Genomic DNA, 17321 nt, shown 5'->3' with positions numbered 1-17321 from the left:
TAATGCCGATCAGTTAAGAAAAATTTTTGAGATCATTTGACCGATCCTCAAAAGGCTTCAAAATCCGATATTAGGAAACTAATATCGGATTTTTCATGTCTTTAGAAAGCCAACTTGCGAATACTTTTCGCTCATGCAATACCTTCCATCACTTTGACAAATACTCTGAGATCCTTAGTCCAGAGCTTATCCAGCAAGGTTTTGAAAAAGCTGGTGTAGCAACAGTGAGAAGAAGACGCTTACCCTTGGAAGCAGTACTTTGGTCCGTTGTAGGAATGAGTCTTTTTCGGCAACAATCTGTTTGGGATATCGCTAACCAACTTGATATTGTCCTACCAGACAAACAGCGCTTTGTTGCGCCAAGTGCTGTTGTCCAAGCGAGGCAGAGATTAGGCGAAGAAGGTGTTAAACAAGTCTTTAAGACGATGGCGGCTCAGAGTTATCAATCTTCTAAGTTTGAAACTTGGTGTGGACTCAATCTTCTATCTGTCGATGGTGTCGTTTGGAGAACGGCAGATACACCTGAAAATCATCAAGAGTTTAAAGCACAGCGTAATCAGTCATCTGAAAATATTTACCCTAAGATACGCATGGTTTGCTTGATGGAGCTTACAAGTCATCAGCTCATCGATAGTGCATTCTCTGACTATCGAACCAACGAAATGCGGCTTGCAGAAGAACTCATAGAACAAACGCCAGACCATTCTCTGACTATTTTTGACAAAGGATATTACTCTCTGGGACTGCTTAACCGATGGAACAAAGTCGGCCAAGAGAGGCATTGGATGCTCCCTGTGAGAAAAGACTTCCAGTATGAAGTCGTTCATAGGTACAGCAAGAGTGATGCAATCGTTGCGATTAAAACAACACCTCAGGCAAGAAAGAAGTTTAGTGAACTTCCTGATGTAGTTGAAGCAAGGTTAGTCTCAAAAATCATTAAAGGTAAGGAGTATCAGGTGCTTACATCAATGCGTGATGGGTTACGTTTTCCTGGCGAAGAAATCGTAGAGCTCTATCGTTATCGCTGGGAAATCGAATTAGGCTATCGGGAAATGAAGCAGACCTTACTTGACAGTGAGTATACATTGCGAAGCAAGCGTCCAGATATGGTTAAGCAGGAGCTCTGGGGTATTTTACTCGCCTATAACCTTATCAGGCAGGTTATGACAAAAGCGGCAAGTAGGTTAGATAGCGTCTGGCCAAATCAACTGAGCTTTACGAGTAGCGCTATGGCTGTGACGCAATACTTTGCAGCGTTGCCTTTAACAAGCCCAGGAAAGCTCCCTAAACACTATGAGGTATTACTAGAGCATGTATCCATGTTTATCTTACCGCCTCGAAGAGAAGATAGAAGTTATCCTCGATGGGTGAAGTTGAAACCCAAGAAGTACGCAACAAATAGAAAAAATGCCAGTCAGCTTAACTGACTGGCATTACACCGAGGTGACCTTTTTTATATTCAAGCAACGCAGATTATTTCTGTACTCGACGTAAAACTTCTTTTAGTAAGTCAAAGTCGTTAGCTAGGTCTTCAGATAGAAGTTCCATCGCTGAATGCTTAGCAAGCGGTGCTGGCAAATCGATATCTGAACCTAGAATCTCATCAACCACTTCTTTGAACTTCGCAGGGTGCGCTGTACAAAGGAATATACCCGTCTCATCTTCTTGCAGTTGCTCGTCTAACAGACGGTATGCAATCGCACCATGTGGCTCACATAAATAGCCTTGCGCTTGTAGGTCACGTACCGACTCAGCACTTTGCTCGTCAGACACTTTACCTTTACCCAGCGTATCCAAACCCCAACCTTTGATCTGGCATAGCTCTTCGATACGTGGCCAGTTGTTTGGTTGACTCACATCCATCGCGTTCGATGTTGTCGCAACCGTTGGTTTGGGATCCCACTTGCCAGTTTCTAGGTAGCGAGGTACCGTGTCATTTTCATTGGTTGCCGCAATAAAGCGTTTGATAGGTAGACCTAGGGCTTTTGCTAGCAAGCCTGCGGTTAGGTTACCGAAGTTACCGCTTGGTACTGATACAACTAGGTTTTCACGCTCTTCTTTGCTTAGCTGAGACGCAGCCTCAAAGTAGTAGCAAATTTGCGCCATTAGACGTGAAATATTGATTGAGTTTGCTGAGTTCAGGCCGATTTCTTCACGTAGCGCAGCATCATCAAATGCTTGCTTCACTAGCGCCTGACACGCATCAAAGTCACCATCAATCGCAACCGTGTGGATGTTTTTACCTAACGTGCAGAATAGCTTTTCTTGCAGCGGGCTAATTTTGCCTTTCGGATATAGAATAACAACATTGATGTCTTCCATACCATAGAACGCATGGGCCACTGCCGCGCCAGTATCACCTGACGTTGCCGTTAAGATAGTGATTTTACCGCCGTCAGAAACGGCCGCTAAAGACTGAGCCATAAAACGGCCACCAAAGTCTTTAAACGCCAGCGTAGGACCGTGGAATAGCTCTAACGCGTAAACGCCATCTTTCACCTTATTAATTGGTGCAGGAAATTGGAACGCTGCATCAACCATTGAATTTACTTGTTCTTCCGTCAGTTCATCGCCAATCAGTGCTGATAAGATTTTGGTACTACGTGAAACAAAATCTTCTGCAAGTAGCGCATCAATATCATCAAACTTAGGCAGTTCTTGTGGGAAAAATAGACCTTGATTACGGCCTAGACCTTGGCGAACGGCTTGGCCAAAGGAAACTTGTTCGTCATTTTCTTTTATGTTGTACAGCTTCATAGCTCACTTCCTGTTACGTTCGAACCTTGCTTGTTCAGGTGACAAACATGGACGAATCCTTCTTCATTTTGTACGTAGTTTTGTTCGAGCCAACGAGCAACACGCTCAGCGACATCTTTATCTTTACAAATACTAAATAGTGTTGGGCCGCTACCAGAAATGCCAGTAGCTAAAGCGCCTGCGGTCGCCGCATACTGACGAGCATCAGCGAACCCCGGTAGCAGTTTCGCACGATACGGTTCAGCGATCACGTCTTTGATCATTTTTGCCGCGAGCTCTGGCTGATTCGAATGACACGCATGAATAAAGCCCGCTAAATGACGACCATGAGCAATGATATCCTGACGACGGTACTGAGATGGTAGGATCTCTCTTGCTTCAGCCGTCGAAACTTTGATACCAGGGTAAGCCATTACCCAATACCAATCATCAAAACACGGCACTTCTTGGCTGATGATGCCTAGCTCTTCTAGCATCAATTGCACGCCACCTAAATAACACGGTGCAACGTTGTCATAATGCACACCACCTGAGATCTGCCCTTCCATTTCACCCATCAGGGCGAGAAGCTCAGTCTCATCTAGGGGTTCACCATGAAAGCGGTTTAACGCATCTAATGCCGCGACGATTGAACAGGCACTTGAACCAAGACCAGAACCGATAGGCATGTTTTTCTCAAGCGTCATTTCAAGAGGAAGTAGTGCTTCCCCTTTCTTTTCTAATTCACGAGCAAAAACACGCCAACAGTCATAGACGATGTTCTCTTTTGGGTTTTCTGGCAGCTTTGCGACAAAGCTGCCCGCGGTTTTGAGCGAAAAAGGCTCATTGCCTGCCTTCACTTGAACGCGGTCACCAAGTAAAGTGCCATCAACTGGTGACACAGCCGCCCCTAGCACATCAAAACCTACACTGACATTTCCGATTGATGCTGGAGCGTAAACCACTACATCCATACCACGACTCATATGTTTATACTCCTAGCTTCCAACCTAATGTACGCATCACGTCTGAGAAGACACCTGCTGCTGTTACCTCTGTACCCGCGCCGTAACCACGCAGAACGAGCGGGATTGGCTGGTAGTAACGACTAAAGAATGCTAGCGCGTTCTCGCCATCTTTAATCTTGTACATAGGGTCGTTTTCATCAACCGCAGCAACACTTACGCGACATTGGCCGTCAGCGATTTCACCGACATAACGCAGTACTTTACCTTCTTCCGCTGCTTTAGCAGACTGCTCTTTAAAGTAAGCATCAGCTTCAGGTAAACGAGTCATAAACTCTTCGATAGAGCCTGAATCATCAAAGCCCGGTGGCAGAGCTTGATCAACGATCACATCTTCAAGCTCTAAGTTCATCCCCGCTTCACGCGCAAGGATCAGCAGCTTACGCGCCACGTCCATACCTGATAGGTCATCACGAGGATCGGGCTCAGTAAAGCCGTTATCTTTAGCGATGTTTGTCGCTTGGCTAAGCGTCATACCTTCATCAAGCTTACCGAAGATGTAAGATAGCGAACCAGATAAGATACCGGTAAAGCGCTCTAGCTCATCACCAGCGGCAATAAGGTTCTGTAAGTTTTCAATAACAGGTAGACCTGCACCCACCGTCGTTTCATACATAAGTTTACGACGAGAGCTACGCGCTACATCACGCAGTTGGTGGTAATAGGCCATGCTAGCAGTATTGGCTTTCTTATTTGGGGTAACAACGTGGAAGCCTGCCGCTAAGAAGTCCGCATATTGGTTAGCGATCGCTTCGCTTGATGTACAGTCAACCAATACTGGGTTAATGATGTGGTTACGCTGAACCAAAGAGATGAGACGCGCTAGGCTGAACTCTTCTGATGCATCGTTCATGCGGTCACGCCAATGGTCAAGTGGTAGACCTTCGCTATCAAGCAACAGACCTTTGCTGTTCGCTAGACCACAAACGCGCAGCACGATGCCTTTCTCTGCCAATTTCGTTTGCTGACGTTGGATCTGATCCACCAGCTCACCGCCAACGCCGCCAACACCAACAACGAACACATCTAGGAAGTGCTTAGAGTTAAACAGGTTCTCATGACATGCCTTGATCGCTTCAGAGATCTTATCTTCTGGGATAACCGCTGAGATAGCACGCTCTGATGAGCCTTGAGCAATAGCAACAATGTTAACGTTCACTTCAGCAAGAGATGAGAAGAACTGCGAAGCAACACCACGAGAAGTACGCATACCGTCACCAACAAGAGTGACAATAGCAACATCATTAATAAACTCTACAGGTTCAAGTAGGCCATCTTTCAATTCCAGTTCGAATGTATCTGTTAGCGCTTGCTCTGCTAAAGCCTTGTCTTGCGCTTCAATACAGAAGCTGATGCTGTATTCAGATGATGATTGAGTGATCAGTACAATTGATACGCCTGCTGATGACATCGCGCCGAATACACGGCTCGCCATGCCCACCATACCTTTCATACCTGGACCAGAGACATTGACCATCGTCAAATCACTTAGGGTAGTAATCCCTTTGATAGCTAGCTTATCTTCGCCAGTATCTTGGCCAATCAGCGTGCCAGCACCTTGAGGGTTAAAGCTGTTCTTGATCAGACAAGGAATATGGAACTGGGCAATAGGAGCAATGGTTTTCGGGTGAAGCACTGAAGCACCAAAGTACGACAATTCCATCGCTTCTTGGTAACTTAGTGATTTTAATAAACGTGCATCATCAACAAGGCGTGGGTCACAGTTGTAAACACCATCAACGTCCGTCCAAATCTCACAGCAATCGGCGCGCAGACAGGCCGCAAGTACTGCTGCAGAGTAATCTGAGCCATTACGACCAAGCGTAACTAACTCACCGTTTTCGTTACCCGCGGTAAAGCCCGGCATGATATTGACGTGACCTTGAGGAAGAGGGTTTTGACGGAAGTTCTGAGTCGATACTTCAACATCTACCATCGCCTCTAAATGCTCTCCACGAGCAAACAGGTATTGAACAGGGTCGATTAGGCTTGCTGCTTGACCTTTCGCTTCGAGAACCGCTTTCATTAGCTGGATAGAAACGCGTTCACCTTTACTGATAATGCGCGCGTTCACATTGTCTGGGCACATACCAAGTAGATTGATACCATGAACAAACTGACGCAGTTGAGTTAATGATGTCTTAACTTGGTTGTCATAACCACTGCCATCTAGGTTAGGCAGTACTTGCTTGATATCTTGGAATAGATCGCGGAATGAATCTTCTAGCTCAGCAATTTGCAGCTCAGCTTCACCATTTTTCAGCGCACCTTCGATCACTGAAACTAACTTGTTTGTGGTTTTTCCCGGTGCTGAAAGCACTACGGCCACTTCTTCTTGCTGTGCATTATTAGCAATGATATCTGCTGCTCGTAAAAAACGGTCAGCATCGGCTAATGATGAACCTCCAAACTTTAAAACTCGCATCCCTTCCTCCAAAATGTTTTAAATCGGCATAAAAAAAGGCCTGTATCTTGTTGGATACAGGCCTTTTTTTGAATTTCTTTCGCTTAGCAGCCTGCCCCAACAATAGCGATGTCGGTAATAATAATGGTTGTGGTCATTACTAGGCTTTGGTGCTGCATACTTTATTTATCTTCACGATGTGTTTGCTTACCCATACGTTTAACCTATTTCTCATCCTTGCGTCAATGAAAAGTTACTATTTTTTGTTCACACTCCGTTCTACTCGCATTCACAAATAAAACTTAAGTAACAAATCTATTTAACCGAATAATGAAACCATAAGCACATATCATAATAACTTTTTGCTATATAAAAGTTACTACTAGTTCATTCGTTTTATGCTTTAATTACAAACGCAGTGGACAAAAAACAAGCAAGGAGCGGCAAATGAAAATAATATTAAGCCTGTCAGCGCTTGCTTTCGCCTGTCCATTACTTGCCACGGAGCTTCCTCCATTACCATCTCAACAACATACCTCACCGCATAAGATCTTTATTTCCAGTGAAAGTGATCAACGAGATTTCGACTCTTGGAAGGTGGATGGCGGTTACTCATACAATATATTTGATAACATTGATCTCTATGTTGGTGCGCGTCTCAATAATAGCGATAAGATCAACGAAACGGGCTTCTTGAGCGGCGTGAGCTATCAGGTGACTCCAAGAGTATCGGTTCAAAGTATGTTGCTCTCTTCGAGTGAAGAAAGTGTTGAAGACGGTAAAGAGAAAAGCCTTTCTGCAGAAGTTTCAAGCCGTCTAAAACTGACGGAAAACTTGGACATTCATGCCACTCTCGATTATCAAGAGTGGCAAAAAGGGGTTGAGGTAGGTTTAGGCTTTCGCTTTTAACTCCAGTCCAGTAACTCAGTTGACATTAGTACCCCATTCCAATCGGCGTAAATGTAATCCCCAGGTTGAATCATTTGATTATGGATAGTCAGAGTCACATTTATTTCTCCGGCCCCACGCTTCTCTGTCTTAAATGGGTTAGTCCCAAGAGCTTTGATGCCGAGTTCCATTTCTGACATGGCAGCCACGTCTCTCACCGCACCATTTACAATGACACCTTCCCAATGATTATCGATAGCCAAAATGGCAAGTTGGTCACCTAATAACGCCTTTTGACACGAGCCATGGCCATCCACAACCAACACTTTCCCAGTACCGTCTTGGCTGAGCATCTCACGTACTTTGGAATTATCGTGATAGCAACGTACCGTAACAATTTCGCCGTAAAAGGCGAGCTTGCGTCCAAAACTATGCAGAGGCAGTGCTAGCAGCGTCACTTTATCTTCATGCTTGTCACAAATATCAGGTGTAATATCTTTCATTTTTCCTCCATGAGCTTCTTAAATCCATTATCTACATCGTTCTTGCCATCTTCCTAGCAAAACCTTGTTTTGTTCTTCTAAGCAGGAGATCAAATACAACCACTCTCCTTCTACGTAATAAATCGCATTTTGGTGGTACTTTTGGCCTAAAATTAACGCTTGCTCTCGGCTGATATCGACGGCAAAGCTGGCCTCACTCCAAGTAAAGTTCCGGTTGCCAACTCGTACACCAGTATAACAAGTATGGTCTATTTCTTGTGCTAAGTGTTGATTTTTTAGGTCATTATCAACCTCAGACAAGCAAACACTTCTCGGGTTCCAAGCCGTAATAATGGCAAAGGTGGCACTTTTAGGCAGCGCAGAAAATCGGAAGTACGGGTCGCAATAGGCTTGCCATAGCTCAACATCTATCATCGAGCCTCCAAACGATTTACATTTAGTAGATACTATTAATATTTGTTACATCCCAACTCTTGATATAAATCAACAAAGTGATTGGAATTAAAACTTCTACGTTGTTAGCATGCTGTTAACATTATAAAATCCGCCTCAAAGACTAATGGGATACTGAGGAATTTGGACCTCAAGTGTAGAAAGTAAGCACCATGGATGGCGGGCGATCAAAGAGAGTGTAATTTTACAGGCTTTGGTTTATTATCAACATCACATTACCTGTATGTTATGTTTTTGCCTAGAATTTATTCTATTAGCACAAATTTTTCACAAGTTTAGGTACCGCCAATGCAAACCCCGCACATTCTTATTGTTGAAGATGAGCAAGTAACTCGTAACACTCTAAAGAGTATTTTTGAAGCAGAGGGATACGCTGTTTTCGAAGCCAGTGACGGTGAAGAGATGCACCAGGTGCTGTCTGACAACCAAGTTAACTTGGTTATTATGGACATCAACCTACCAGGCAAGAATGGTCTACTGCTAGCTCGCGAACTGCGTGAGCAAGCAAATGTTGCGCTAATGTTCTTAACAGGCCGTGATAACGAAGTTGATAAGATTCTTGGTCTAGAAATCGGTGCAGATGATTACATCACTAAGCCGTTCAACCCACGTGAATTAACTATCCGTGCTCGTAACCTACTTAACCGCTCTATGAATTCAAGCGCAGTAAGTGAAGAGAAACGCAGCGTTGAGAAGTACGTATTTAACGGTTGGGTTCTAGATATCAACAGCCGCTCGTTAGTAAGCCCAAGCGGTGATGGTTACAAACTGCCACGTTCTGAGTTCCGTGCCCTACTTCACTTCTGTGAAAACCCAGGCAAGATCCAAACTCGTGCAGATCTACTGAAGAAAATGACTGGTCGTGAGCTTAAGCCACACGATCGTACAGTAGACGTAACAATCCGTCGTATTCGTAAACACTTTGAATCAGTTTCTGGTACACCAGAAATCATTGCAACGATTCACGGTGAAGGTTACCGCTTCTGTGGTGATCTAGAAGAATAAGTGACCTAGAAGTAATCTTCTACTCATAAAAAATGGAGCCACTTGGCTCCATTTTTTATATCTAGATGATACAAAAATGGCCGCAAATCAGCGACCATTTATATCGATTGACTCGGGTTAGCCTCGGCCACCTTTAATCGCATCGATGATTTCAGTGGTTGAACAACCATCTTCGAAGTTAAGTACTTCAACTTTACCGCCATTGGCAATCACTTCTTTACCACCAGCAATCTCTTCTGGTTTGTAGTCACCACCTTTAACGAGCAAGTCTGGCAATACTTCAGAAATCAGACGTTGCGGCGTATCTTCACCAAATGGCACAACCCAATCAACCGCACCTAAGCCAGCAAGTACTGCCATACGGCGATCTGTTGGGTTTACAGGACGACCTGGTCCTTTAAGACGCTTCACAGACTCATCAGTGTTAACCGCTACAATCAGGCGGTCACCAAGCTGAGCAGCATGGTTAAGGTAAGAAACATGACCTGCATGCAGGATATCGAAACAGCCATTAGTCATGATCACTTTCTCACCTTTTGCTTGAGCCTTTTTCACTGCTTCAATCAGAGCTTGTTCACCAATCACACCAAAATCAGTGTCTTGGCTACCATGAACTGCTTCTGCCAGTTCGATAGTCGATAGCGTTGAAGTGCCAAGCTTACCAACAACAATGCCTGCTGCTGCATTTGCTAGCGCACACGCTTCATCAAGCGGCTTGCCTGCTGCCACAGACGCTGCAAGTACAGAGATTACCGTATCACCGGCACCTGTGACATCGTAGACTTCTTTTGCTTGAGTCGGTAGATGGAACGGCTCTTGACCACGACGAAGCAGGGTCATACCGTGCTCACTGCGAGTCACAAGCAGCGCTTCAAAGTTGAACTCTTCAATAAGCGCGAGGCCTTTCTCTGCTAGCTCTTGATCTGATTTAACTTTACCAACAACCAGCTCGAACTCAGCCATATTTGGCGTCAGTAACGTAGCGCCACGGTAGCGTTCGAAGTCAGCACCTTTAGGGTCAATAAACACAGGAACATTGGCTGCACGTGCTTTTTGAATAAACTGTTGAACGTGCTCTAGTGCACCTTTCGCGTAATCAGATAGCACCACTGATTTCACTTTTGGTAGCGCTTGCTCCATACGGTCAAGGATAAGTTCAGCTTCCACATTTTCAAACTTATCTTCAAAGTCTAAGCGGATCAGCTGTTGGCCACGACTCATGACACGCAATTTAGTAATGGTTGGATAATTTGGTAATCCAACAAAGTCACATTTTACTTTCAGTGCAGAAAGCGTTTCATTGAGTACTTTGGCCGGTTCATCAATCCCTGTTAAACCAACAATATGAGCGTGACCACCAAGCGAAGCAATATTCATCGCCACGTTAGCAGCACCACCAGGACGCTCTTCATTATTCTCTACTTTGACTACAGGCACAGGCGCTTCAGGTGAAATACGGCCAGTTGGGCCATACCAGTAACGATCAAGCATCACGTCACCGATGATAAGCACACCAGAATCACTGTAGTTAGGTAGGATTGGCTTCATTGTGGATCTCCAAATTCTAATTCGGGCAAGAGTTTAGCATAAAGGTTCTGCGTTATTCTAACCACTCGTGCCATAGTTTCATTACAAGCTCACGCTCGCTGACAAATTTGTCTTCCGCCACATCCGCATCAAGGTTAAGTAAGTTGCGGTGGTGGATTTGATCGCGCATGCTGGTATAGGCATGAGTCAGCGCCATCGCGGCATCCTCTTCCAGAATCCCTTGCGCCATCATAGATTCAAAAATACGCACATTATCACTCCAACGCGTCAATTTAGGCTTTTCATGACTATGTCGTAGTACTAGGTATTGGGCCAAAAACTCCACATCGGTAATGCCACCAGGGTCTTGTTTGAGCATAAAACGCCCCGCTTTCTTACCACCTAAATGGTCACGCATTTTTATGCGCATCTCGGAGACGTCTTTAACCAGTTTTTGCTCATCACGCACCAAAGTAAGTATTTCATGACGAGTTTTAGCAAAAGCTTGTTGCAGTGGCTCATCACCGTAAATCATTCGCGCGCGAACCAAGGCTTGATGCTCCCAAGTCCAAGCCTCTTGGCGCTGGTACTCATCAAAGGCATCGGTTGGGCTAACCAGTAACCCTGACGCGCCTGAAGGACGCAAACGAGTATCCACTTCATAGAGAGTGCCCGACGCAGTACGAGTAGAGAAAATATGAATAATGCGCTGCGCAAGTCTTAAGTAGAACTGGCGCGCGTCGATCTCTTTCTTGCCATCAGTATAAGAGTGAACAGGGCTATCGTGCATAAACACAATATCGAGATCTGAATTATAACCAAGCTCCCAACCGCCAACTTTGCCATAGCCAATAACGGCAAAACCTTTGCCTTCACGGTCTTTTAGATGAGAAGGAACGCCATATTTTTCGGTCATTTGTAGCCAGGCTTGGCCCACCACAGACTCAACAATGGCTTCAGCAAGATAGGTTAAGTGATCACTTACTTTCATCACTGGTAGTACACCTGCGATGTCGGCAGCCGCAATGCGTAAGATACATATCTGTTTAAACTGACGCAGCGCCTCCATTTGCTGCTCCATATCATCTTCTGGGATACGGGCAAGAAAATCACGCAGTTCGGTACGATAGCTTTCAAGCGGGATCGGGTTATACAACTGTTGTGGGTCGATTAATTCATCCAATAAGATCGGATAACGACCTAACTGCTCAGAAATCATCGGACTGGCTGTACATAGACGAACCAGCTGAATCAATGCCGCTTGATGCTCATCGAGTAGTTCTAGGTACGTAGTGCGCGTTACGATGCGATGCAGTAAATGCAGTACTCGCGGCAAACCAAATTGGGCATCTTTGTGGTTATAGATCGCAGAAAAGATTTTCGGCATTAAGCGATTCAACACTTCTCGGCCACGCGGTCCAAGGGTTTTCTTCGCTAAATCTTTCTTAAACTGAATGATGGTTTCAGCCATTTGCTGCGATTGCTCAGCTTGAATGTCGCTCTCTAGGATTTGTTCAACGACATCTTGCTTCGCCGCCATATCCCACAATTCAACGAAATGTTTGGCGATATCTTGCTGCTCCTCTTCATCGTCACCAATGAGTTCACCAAACACCACATGCACATTGGCCATATGAGTTTGAACATCAGCAAGCAATTGCTCCCATTGCTGATACCCCATCGCTACGGCAAGTTGCAATTGTTCGGTATCACACTCAGGCAAGGTTTGCGTTTGCTTGTCGGCCATCGCTTGGAGTAGGTTTTCTAGTCTACGCAAGAACTTATATGCTTGGCGTAAGTGTTGCGTTTCTTTTGCAGTCAACTGCTCTAACTCTTCAATTGCATCAATGGTTTCAAGCAGCCCTCTTTGACGCAGACTTGGCTCACGGCCACCACGGATTAGCTGAAATACCTGAGCGATAAATTCAATTTCACGAATACCACCCGCACCGAGTTTGATGTTATTACTTAACCCTCGGCGGCGGACCTCACTACTGATCATCGATTTCATCCGACGCAGAGATTGGATAGCGCTAAAGTCGATATAACGGCGGAAAACAAATGGGCGCAGCATTTGACGCAGTTCTTGGTATTCCGGGTACATTTCACGCCCCATTACGCGCGCTTTGATCATCGCATAACGCTCCCAATCGCGCCCTTGCTCTTGGTAGTAATCTTCTAATGCTGCGTAACTCATCACCAGCGGTCCACTATCACCAAATGGACGCAATCGCATGTCGACTCGATAACAGAAACCATCGAAGGTCTGCTGATCAAGCGCTTTAATAATTCGCTGGCCAAGGCGGGTAAAGAACTGAGCATTAGCAATACTGCGGCGCGCCCCTTCAGTTTCACCGTTTTCTGGGTAGGTAAAAATCAAATCGATGTCCGACGAGAAGTTAAGCTCCCCACCGCCTAATTTACCCATACCAATAATTAACATTGGCTGCGCTTCACCCGCGTCATTGGTCGGTGTTCCCCACAACTCACAACAAACTATGTATTGCCATTGATAGGTTTCAAAGATCATCGCTTCTGCGAGCTGAGATAGGTGCGCTAAACTCTCTTCTAAGGTCCAAGTCGCAGTGAAATCACGCCAGGCAATATAGACCATCTCGCGGTTACGGAACTGACGTAACACTCGATGACCTTGCATTTCATCACTGCAGCCAGCCAACTGCTCTGCCAAACACTCACGATAACTTTCACAACGTGTTTCAGCCATCAGCATCTCAGGTAGCTTCTGTTGCAGGCACTCATCACTCGATAGTGTATCGGCAACAAACTTACTTAAACCCGCCACATAGCGAAGCTGTTCCAGGGTCGATTCAGACCAATGAGAAAGCACATCCGATTCGAAAAGAGATTCTAGTGCTGCATGAGAGATCGGAGTGAGCTGCTGGGGCAATTGCATGATTCTTCCTTGTTTCGATAATCCTTGGAAAGGTTATGGACTATTTATACCAGACTTAAACCAATAAAAAACGCCCACTAGCAATTAGTGGGCGCATTATTAAAGAGTTAGCCAATAATTAGACTCGGAACGAAGTAATCTTCTTATCCAGCTCTTCAGCATTTTGCTGCATCAATTCAGACGTTTCTAACAGCTCAGAGATTACTGTTACAGAGGCTTCAACCAACTCACGAACATTGGTTAGGTTCTGGTTCATCTCTTCTGCAACACTGCTTTGTTGACCCGCTGCAGTGGCAATTTGGAAGTTCATGTCATTGATCTGATTAACCTGACCAACAATACCGTCCAATTCACTGCCTGCATTGGTCACAAGCTCAACGCCCTCTGCAGCCTCAACCACACTCTTTTCCATCAGATCTACCGCTGAGTTTGCGCTAGTTTGCAGCTTAGTGATCATATCTTGAATCTCAACTGTTGCCTGCTGAGTACGTTGAGCTAGGTTACGTACTTCATCAGCAACCACGGCAAAACCACGCCCCGCCTCACCAGCACGTGCAGCTTCAATCGCCGCGTTCAATGCAAGCAAGTTAGTTTGCTCAGAAATACCTTGGATAGTGCCCACCACACTACCAATTGAACCAACACTGTCTTCTACTTCATTCACCGCTTGAGCTGATGCAGAAATGTCTTTCGATAATTCACTGATTTTTTGCACGGTATCTTGAACAAAACGTTGACCTGTCGATGCTTGCGTTGATGCCTGTTCTGTTAACGTTGAGGCATTTTGCGCATGGCCAGCGACCGTTTGCACCGTAGAGGTCATTTCACTCATTGCAGTCGCAAGCTGATCAATCTCATTGAACTCTTCTTGAGCTGACTCTTTTGTCTCTGACATGCTCAAGGTCATTATCTCTGTCAGACCAGAAAGCTCTTGAGAAGCGTCAACTTGTAGTTTAATCATCTCTTGCAGTTGAACACGGGTCTTTTCAAGCTCACGTGCAACGTCACCGTACTCATCCTTACAGGCCATTTCGATCGGCACAGAGAGATCTCTTTCCGCCATGGCCTTGATTGAGTCACTCAGGTATTGAGTTTGGCGAAGCATAATGCGTGCAGCAAACATCAGTAGTGCTACAAAAGTGACAATCATTAGCCCAGTTTGCCAAGCCACTTCCACTAGATAAGCCTTATGATGTTCTTGAGCAACTTCCACGCTTTGCGTCGCAGACAATAACGCATTGTAAAACGTGTTCGCATCCCACAACTGCTTTGAGATGATCAGTAGGGTACTGAACACCATTAGCATCACCATCTTTGGAACTAAGCGAATATCCGTGATCAATCGCTCCCATGGTTTAAATGCCAGTTTGGTCATTGTTACTTCTCCACTAAGTCTTATATATTGTGTGCCTAGAACCGTATCTGGCACATAAGCCCGAATACCTTTGATAACTAAGGTATACATGATTTATTTCGAGCCTCGTATGAAAAAGAATAATACCAAAGACGACACTAAGCCGATGAGCCTGCTGTCACTAATCTTGTCTTTTATGGCGCTATTTGTGATCTCAGGCTTGTTGTTTTTTCCATTGCACCCAGAAACTCGACAAGTCCTTATCGGCTTAGACTTTATTATCTGTAGCATATTTATTCTCCAGTTAAGTATAGATTTGATCCGCGCTACAGATCGGGTGCAATTTATGAAACATCACTGGATTGATGTTCTAGCGAGCTTGCCGATGATCGAGCCGCTGCGCTACGCACGTATATTTTCGATTTTGCGAGTGATCTTAGTTATTCGTTCAAGCCGCAATGTGATTAGGCAATTATTAAAGAATAAACACGAAACTACATTGGCTTCGATCTTACTGCTGATGGTGATCCTATTAACCGCAGGTTCGAGCATGATGCTATTTCTCGAAGGTCAATCACCGAATGCCAATATTCAAGATGGCGGTGATGCGATGTGGTGGGCGCTAGTCACTATTTCGACAGTCGGCTACGGTGATCACTATCCAGTAACAGACGCAGGGCGGATCCTTGCGGCGGGGCTTATCATCTGTGGTGTAGGCTTATTCGGTATGATCTCGGGATTGGTCACTTCAATGATTACTTCTCCATCGAAAGTACAAACCAACCGCTCAGAAAACAAAGAACGTCTGCTACAAGAGCTGGTTGAAAAACAAGACGAAATATTGAAGCGCCTTGATAGATTAGAAACTCAAAAAGAGACCAATACAAAACGGGAGTTCTAAGGCTCCCGTTTTAGTTCATTGACAGTTAATCTTGCCAATAAGGTTCAGCTTCAATACAGATCACTCGTGTTTGCTCCATCGCATGGAGAATCGAACTTTCTTGACGAGCAAGCCAACGTTCAAGCTGCTCACGCTCCTCACCTTCGAGCTTATCGACTAACTTAGCCAAGGTTCTTAGCTTCAATAGATCGTCAGTACCGTGGAGTAAATCACTCCAAGGTAAGCGGAAGCTATCACGTTCATCAAAGTCATACAGACTGGCGAAACTCACTCCTGTGTACAAGTTACGCATCAAACGATATTGCTGCTCAATATAATCTTGACTAGTTAAGTTACGCTCTGGAGGGAACGCTTCCATCAACTCTGCCCAAGTTCTATCAAGTTGCTGAACAGAAAAGTGTTCAACGCTTAACGCCATATTTTCACGTGATTTATCATCCAAAAAAGGTTGCCAACCACGAGTGAGAATCCAACGACTCAAGTCCAGTAATAGCCCAGTGTAACGAGACGAATTGAGTAGTTCTAGAATTTGTTCTCGATTCGGTAACTGCTCTTCAATCTGCTTAAGCTCACTGACAAGGAACTTACGTGCATCTAACTTGCGCAGTGCATGGCCTTTATCATCCAGCAGGTCTTCTAAATACTCGTAGTCATTAAGCCATTCAAGATCTTGCTCTAACCATTTCAGCTCCTGACGCAAAATCGCACTGGCACGACGCGGAACCACGCCACCATATACGGTTAAGATTTGGCGAATAAAGCTAATGGAGTGTTTTATCTCATGCACGGCTTCAATTGAGTCGCGCTCAGAATAGATTTGCTCATGGTAATGCCAATGAGAAAGGGCATGCTCTAAGGAATTAATAAAGCAAGACTCAACACTGTCTCTTCTATGAGTATCAACTAAAGCGAGCGGTTTCACTTTATCACCGGTATAACCCATCGCCAATCGATAGCCTTTTGCCGCTTTACTTAAATTGCCAAGGCGCATTCCGCCTTGCTCACAGAACAGGCGCGCTAAGGTAAACAGAGCATCGGTTTGACCTGATTTAAGCTCCAACTCCACTTCGCAAATCGGGTCTTCTTGGCCATTTGCTTCGACTTTACCTTGATCGAAGGCGACTTCAACTTGGCTACCATCAGGCATACCAATCAGCCATTGCTCACGAGTAAAGTTAGTAGAAAACAGTGGTTGCAGCTCCGATTGAAGAGTGGCTATATCTCTACCCTTTGGCCAGATATCTTCTGGGTGCAAAGTTAGGTTAGGTTCATTGCCGTCATGCTCTGCGTTATATTCCGGTCTTTGGTGCAAACCTGCAACAACGCGGCCTGCCGTCTTGACGGTTTGTACATATACATCATCACAACGGCGAATACGCATACCAATATCGTGTTGGCGAAGCCAGTTATCTGGCGTATCAAAGTAGGTGTTACCAAGCTCTCGACAGCTATGCTGAAGTACTTTGGTTTCAGAGATTTTTTGACGTAAAATCTCTGAAAAAGCGGGAGAAACAAAAAACTTCAGTTCTATCTCGGTTTCCATAGTTATACCTTTCAAAGCAGATAGAGACAGAATATTGCCTATTTTCTTACTCGGCAAGAAAGAAATAT

13 protein-coding genes and 1 other annotated feature are annotated in these 17321 nt (G+C 45.0%); of the genes, 4 read left to right on the top strand and 9 right to left on the bottom strand.

Annotation, left to right across the window (positions count from 1 at the left end; genetic code table 11):
* Positions 1-95: 95 nt before the first annotated feature.
* Positions 96-1427, top strand: a complete 1332-nt coding sequence (locus ACU01J_RS17725; protein ID WP_481084253.1) for an IS4 family transposase — start codon at positions 96-98, stop codon at positions 1425-1427.
* A 46-nt stretch (positions 1428-1473) separates the two neighbouring features.
* On the opposite strand, the gene thrC is transcribed toward ACU01J_RS17725, so the two are convergent.
* From thrC to thrA, 3 genes are read right to left on the bottom strand one after another with little or no spacing between them, the layout of a single operon-like run.
* Positions 1474-2757, bottom strand: a complete 1284-nt coding sequence (gene thrC / locus ACU01J_RS17720) for a threonine synthase (RefSeq protein ID WP_481086900.1) — start codon at positions 2755-2757, stop codon at positions 1474-1476.
* Positions 2754-3710 (bottom strand): homoserine kinase, encoded by a 957-nt coding sequence (gene thrB, locus ACU01J_RS17715; RefSeq protein ID WP_004416890.1) that lies wholly within the window; start codon positions 3708-3710, stop codon positions 2754-2756. Before thrB ends, thrC begins: the two co-directional genes overlap by 4 nt.
* A 16-nt stretch (positions 3711-3726) precedes the next feature.
* The gene (thrA, locus tag ACU01J_RS17710) at positions 3727-6186 is read right to left on the bottom strand and encodes a bifunctional aspartate kinase/homoserine dehydrogenase I (RefSeq protein WP_481086899.1); all 2460 of its coding nucleotides are present in this window, start codon (positions 6184-6186) and stop codon (positions 3727-3729) included.
* 29 nt (positions 6187-6215) lie between these two features.
* Positions 6216-6334 (bottom strand) — a sequence feature (Thr leader region).
* Positions 6335-6612: 278 nt separating this feature from the next.
* Between thrA and ACU01J_RS17705 the strand changes: the two genes are divergently transcribed.
* Positions 6613-7074: a hypothetical protein gene (locus ACU01J_RS17705; RefSeq protein ID WP_481086898.1), complete on the top strand. Its 462-nt coding sequence runs from the start codon at positions 6613-6615 to the stop codon at positions 7072-7074.
* Here the strand turns inward: ACU01J_RS17705 and ACU01J_RS17700 are convergent.
* Positions 7071-7556: a putative 4-hydroxy-4-methyl-2-oxoglutarate aldolase gene (locus tag ACU01J_RS17700; protein ID WP_481086897.1), complete on the bottom strand. Its 486-nt coding sequence runs from the start codon at positions 7554-7556 to the stop codon at positions 7071-7073. The genes ACU01J_RS17705 and ACU01J_RS17700 overlap by 4 nt on opposite strands.
* Before the next feature lie 27 nt (positions 7557-7583).
* Positions 7584-7970 carry a DUF3293 domain-containing protein gene (locus ACU01J_RS17695; RefSeq protein ID WP_481086896.1) on the bottom strand — a complete coding sequence of 129 codons (387 nt, stop codon included), beginning with the start codon at positions 7968-7970 and terminating at the stop codon, positions 7584-7586.
* Between the two features lie 327 nt (positions 7971-8297).
* Between ACU01J_RS17695 and arcA the strand changes: the two genes are divergently transcribed.
* Complete coding sequence (gene arcA, locus ACU01J_RS17690; protein ID WP_481086895.1) at positions 8298-9014, top strand: two-component system response regulator ArcA; 717 nt, start codon at positions 8298-8300, stop codon at positions 9012-9014.
* Positions 9015-9131: 117 nt separating this feature from the next.
* On the opposite strand, the gene hldE is transcribed toward arcA, so the two are convergent.
* From hldE to ACU01J_RS17675, 3 genes are all read right to left on the bottom strand, one after another.
* Entirely contained in the window at positions 9132-10562 is a 1431-nt protein-coding gene (hldE, locus tag ACU01J_RS17685) for a bifunctional D-glycero-beta-D-manno-heptose-7-phosphate kinase/D-glycero-beta-D-manno-heptose 1-phosphate adenylyltransferase HldE (protein ID WP_481086894.1), read from the bottom strand.
* Between the two features lie 52 nt (positions 10563-10614).
* Positions 10615-13455: a bifunctional [glutamate--ammonia ligase]-adenylyl-L-tyrosine phosphorylase/[glutamate--ammonia-ligase] adenylyltransferase gene (glnE, locus tag ACU01J_RS17680; protein WP_481086893.1), complete on the bottom strand. Its 2841-nt coding sequence runs from the start codon at positions 13453-13455 to the stop codon at positions 10615-10617.
* Positions 13456-13573: 118 nt separating this feature from the next.
* Positions 13574-14830 (bottom strand): methyl-accepting chemotaxis protein, encoded by a 1257-nt coding sequence (locus tag ACU01J_RS17675; protein WP_481086892.1) that lies wholly within the window; start codon positions 14828-14830, stop codon positions 13574-13576.
* A 109-nt stretch (positions 14831-14939) separates the two neighbouring features.
* Here ACU01J_RS17675 and ACU01J_RS17670 point away from each other — a divergent pair, with 109 nt between their 5' ends.
* Positions 14940-15710 (top strand): potassium channel family protein, encoded by a 771-nt coding sequence (locus ACU01J_RS17670; protein WP_481086891.1) that lies wholly within the window; start codon positions 14940-14942, stop codon positions 15708-15710.
* A gap of 25 nt (positions 15711-15735) precedes the next feature.
* Here ACU01J_RS17670 and ACU01J_RS17665 read toward each other — a convergent pair whose 3' ends face one another.
* A complete protein-coding gene (locus ACU01J_RS17665) occupies positions 15736-17253 on the bottom strand; it encodes a CYTH and CHAD domain-containing protein (protein WP_481086890.1) in 1518 nt (505 codons plus the stop codon).
* Positions 17254-17321 lie beyond the last annotated feature (68 nt).

The organism is Vibrio sp. 2433-A1, from assembly GCF_056726085.1.
The sequence above is the reverse complement of the archived record's forward strand: the minus strand, read 5'-3'. Positions and strand labels throughout refer to the sequence as shown.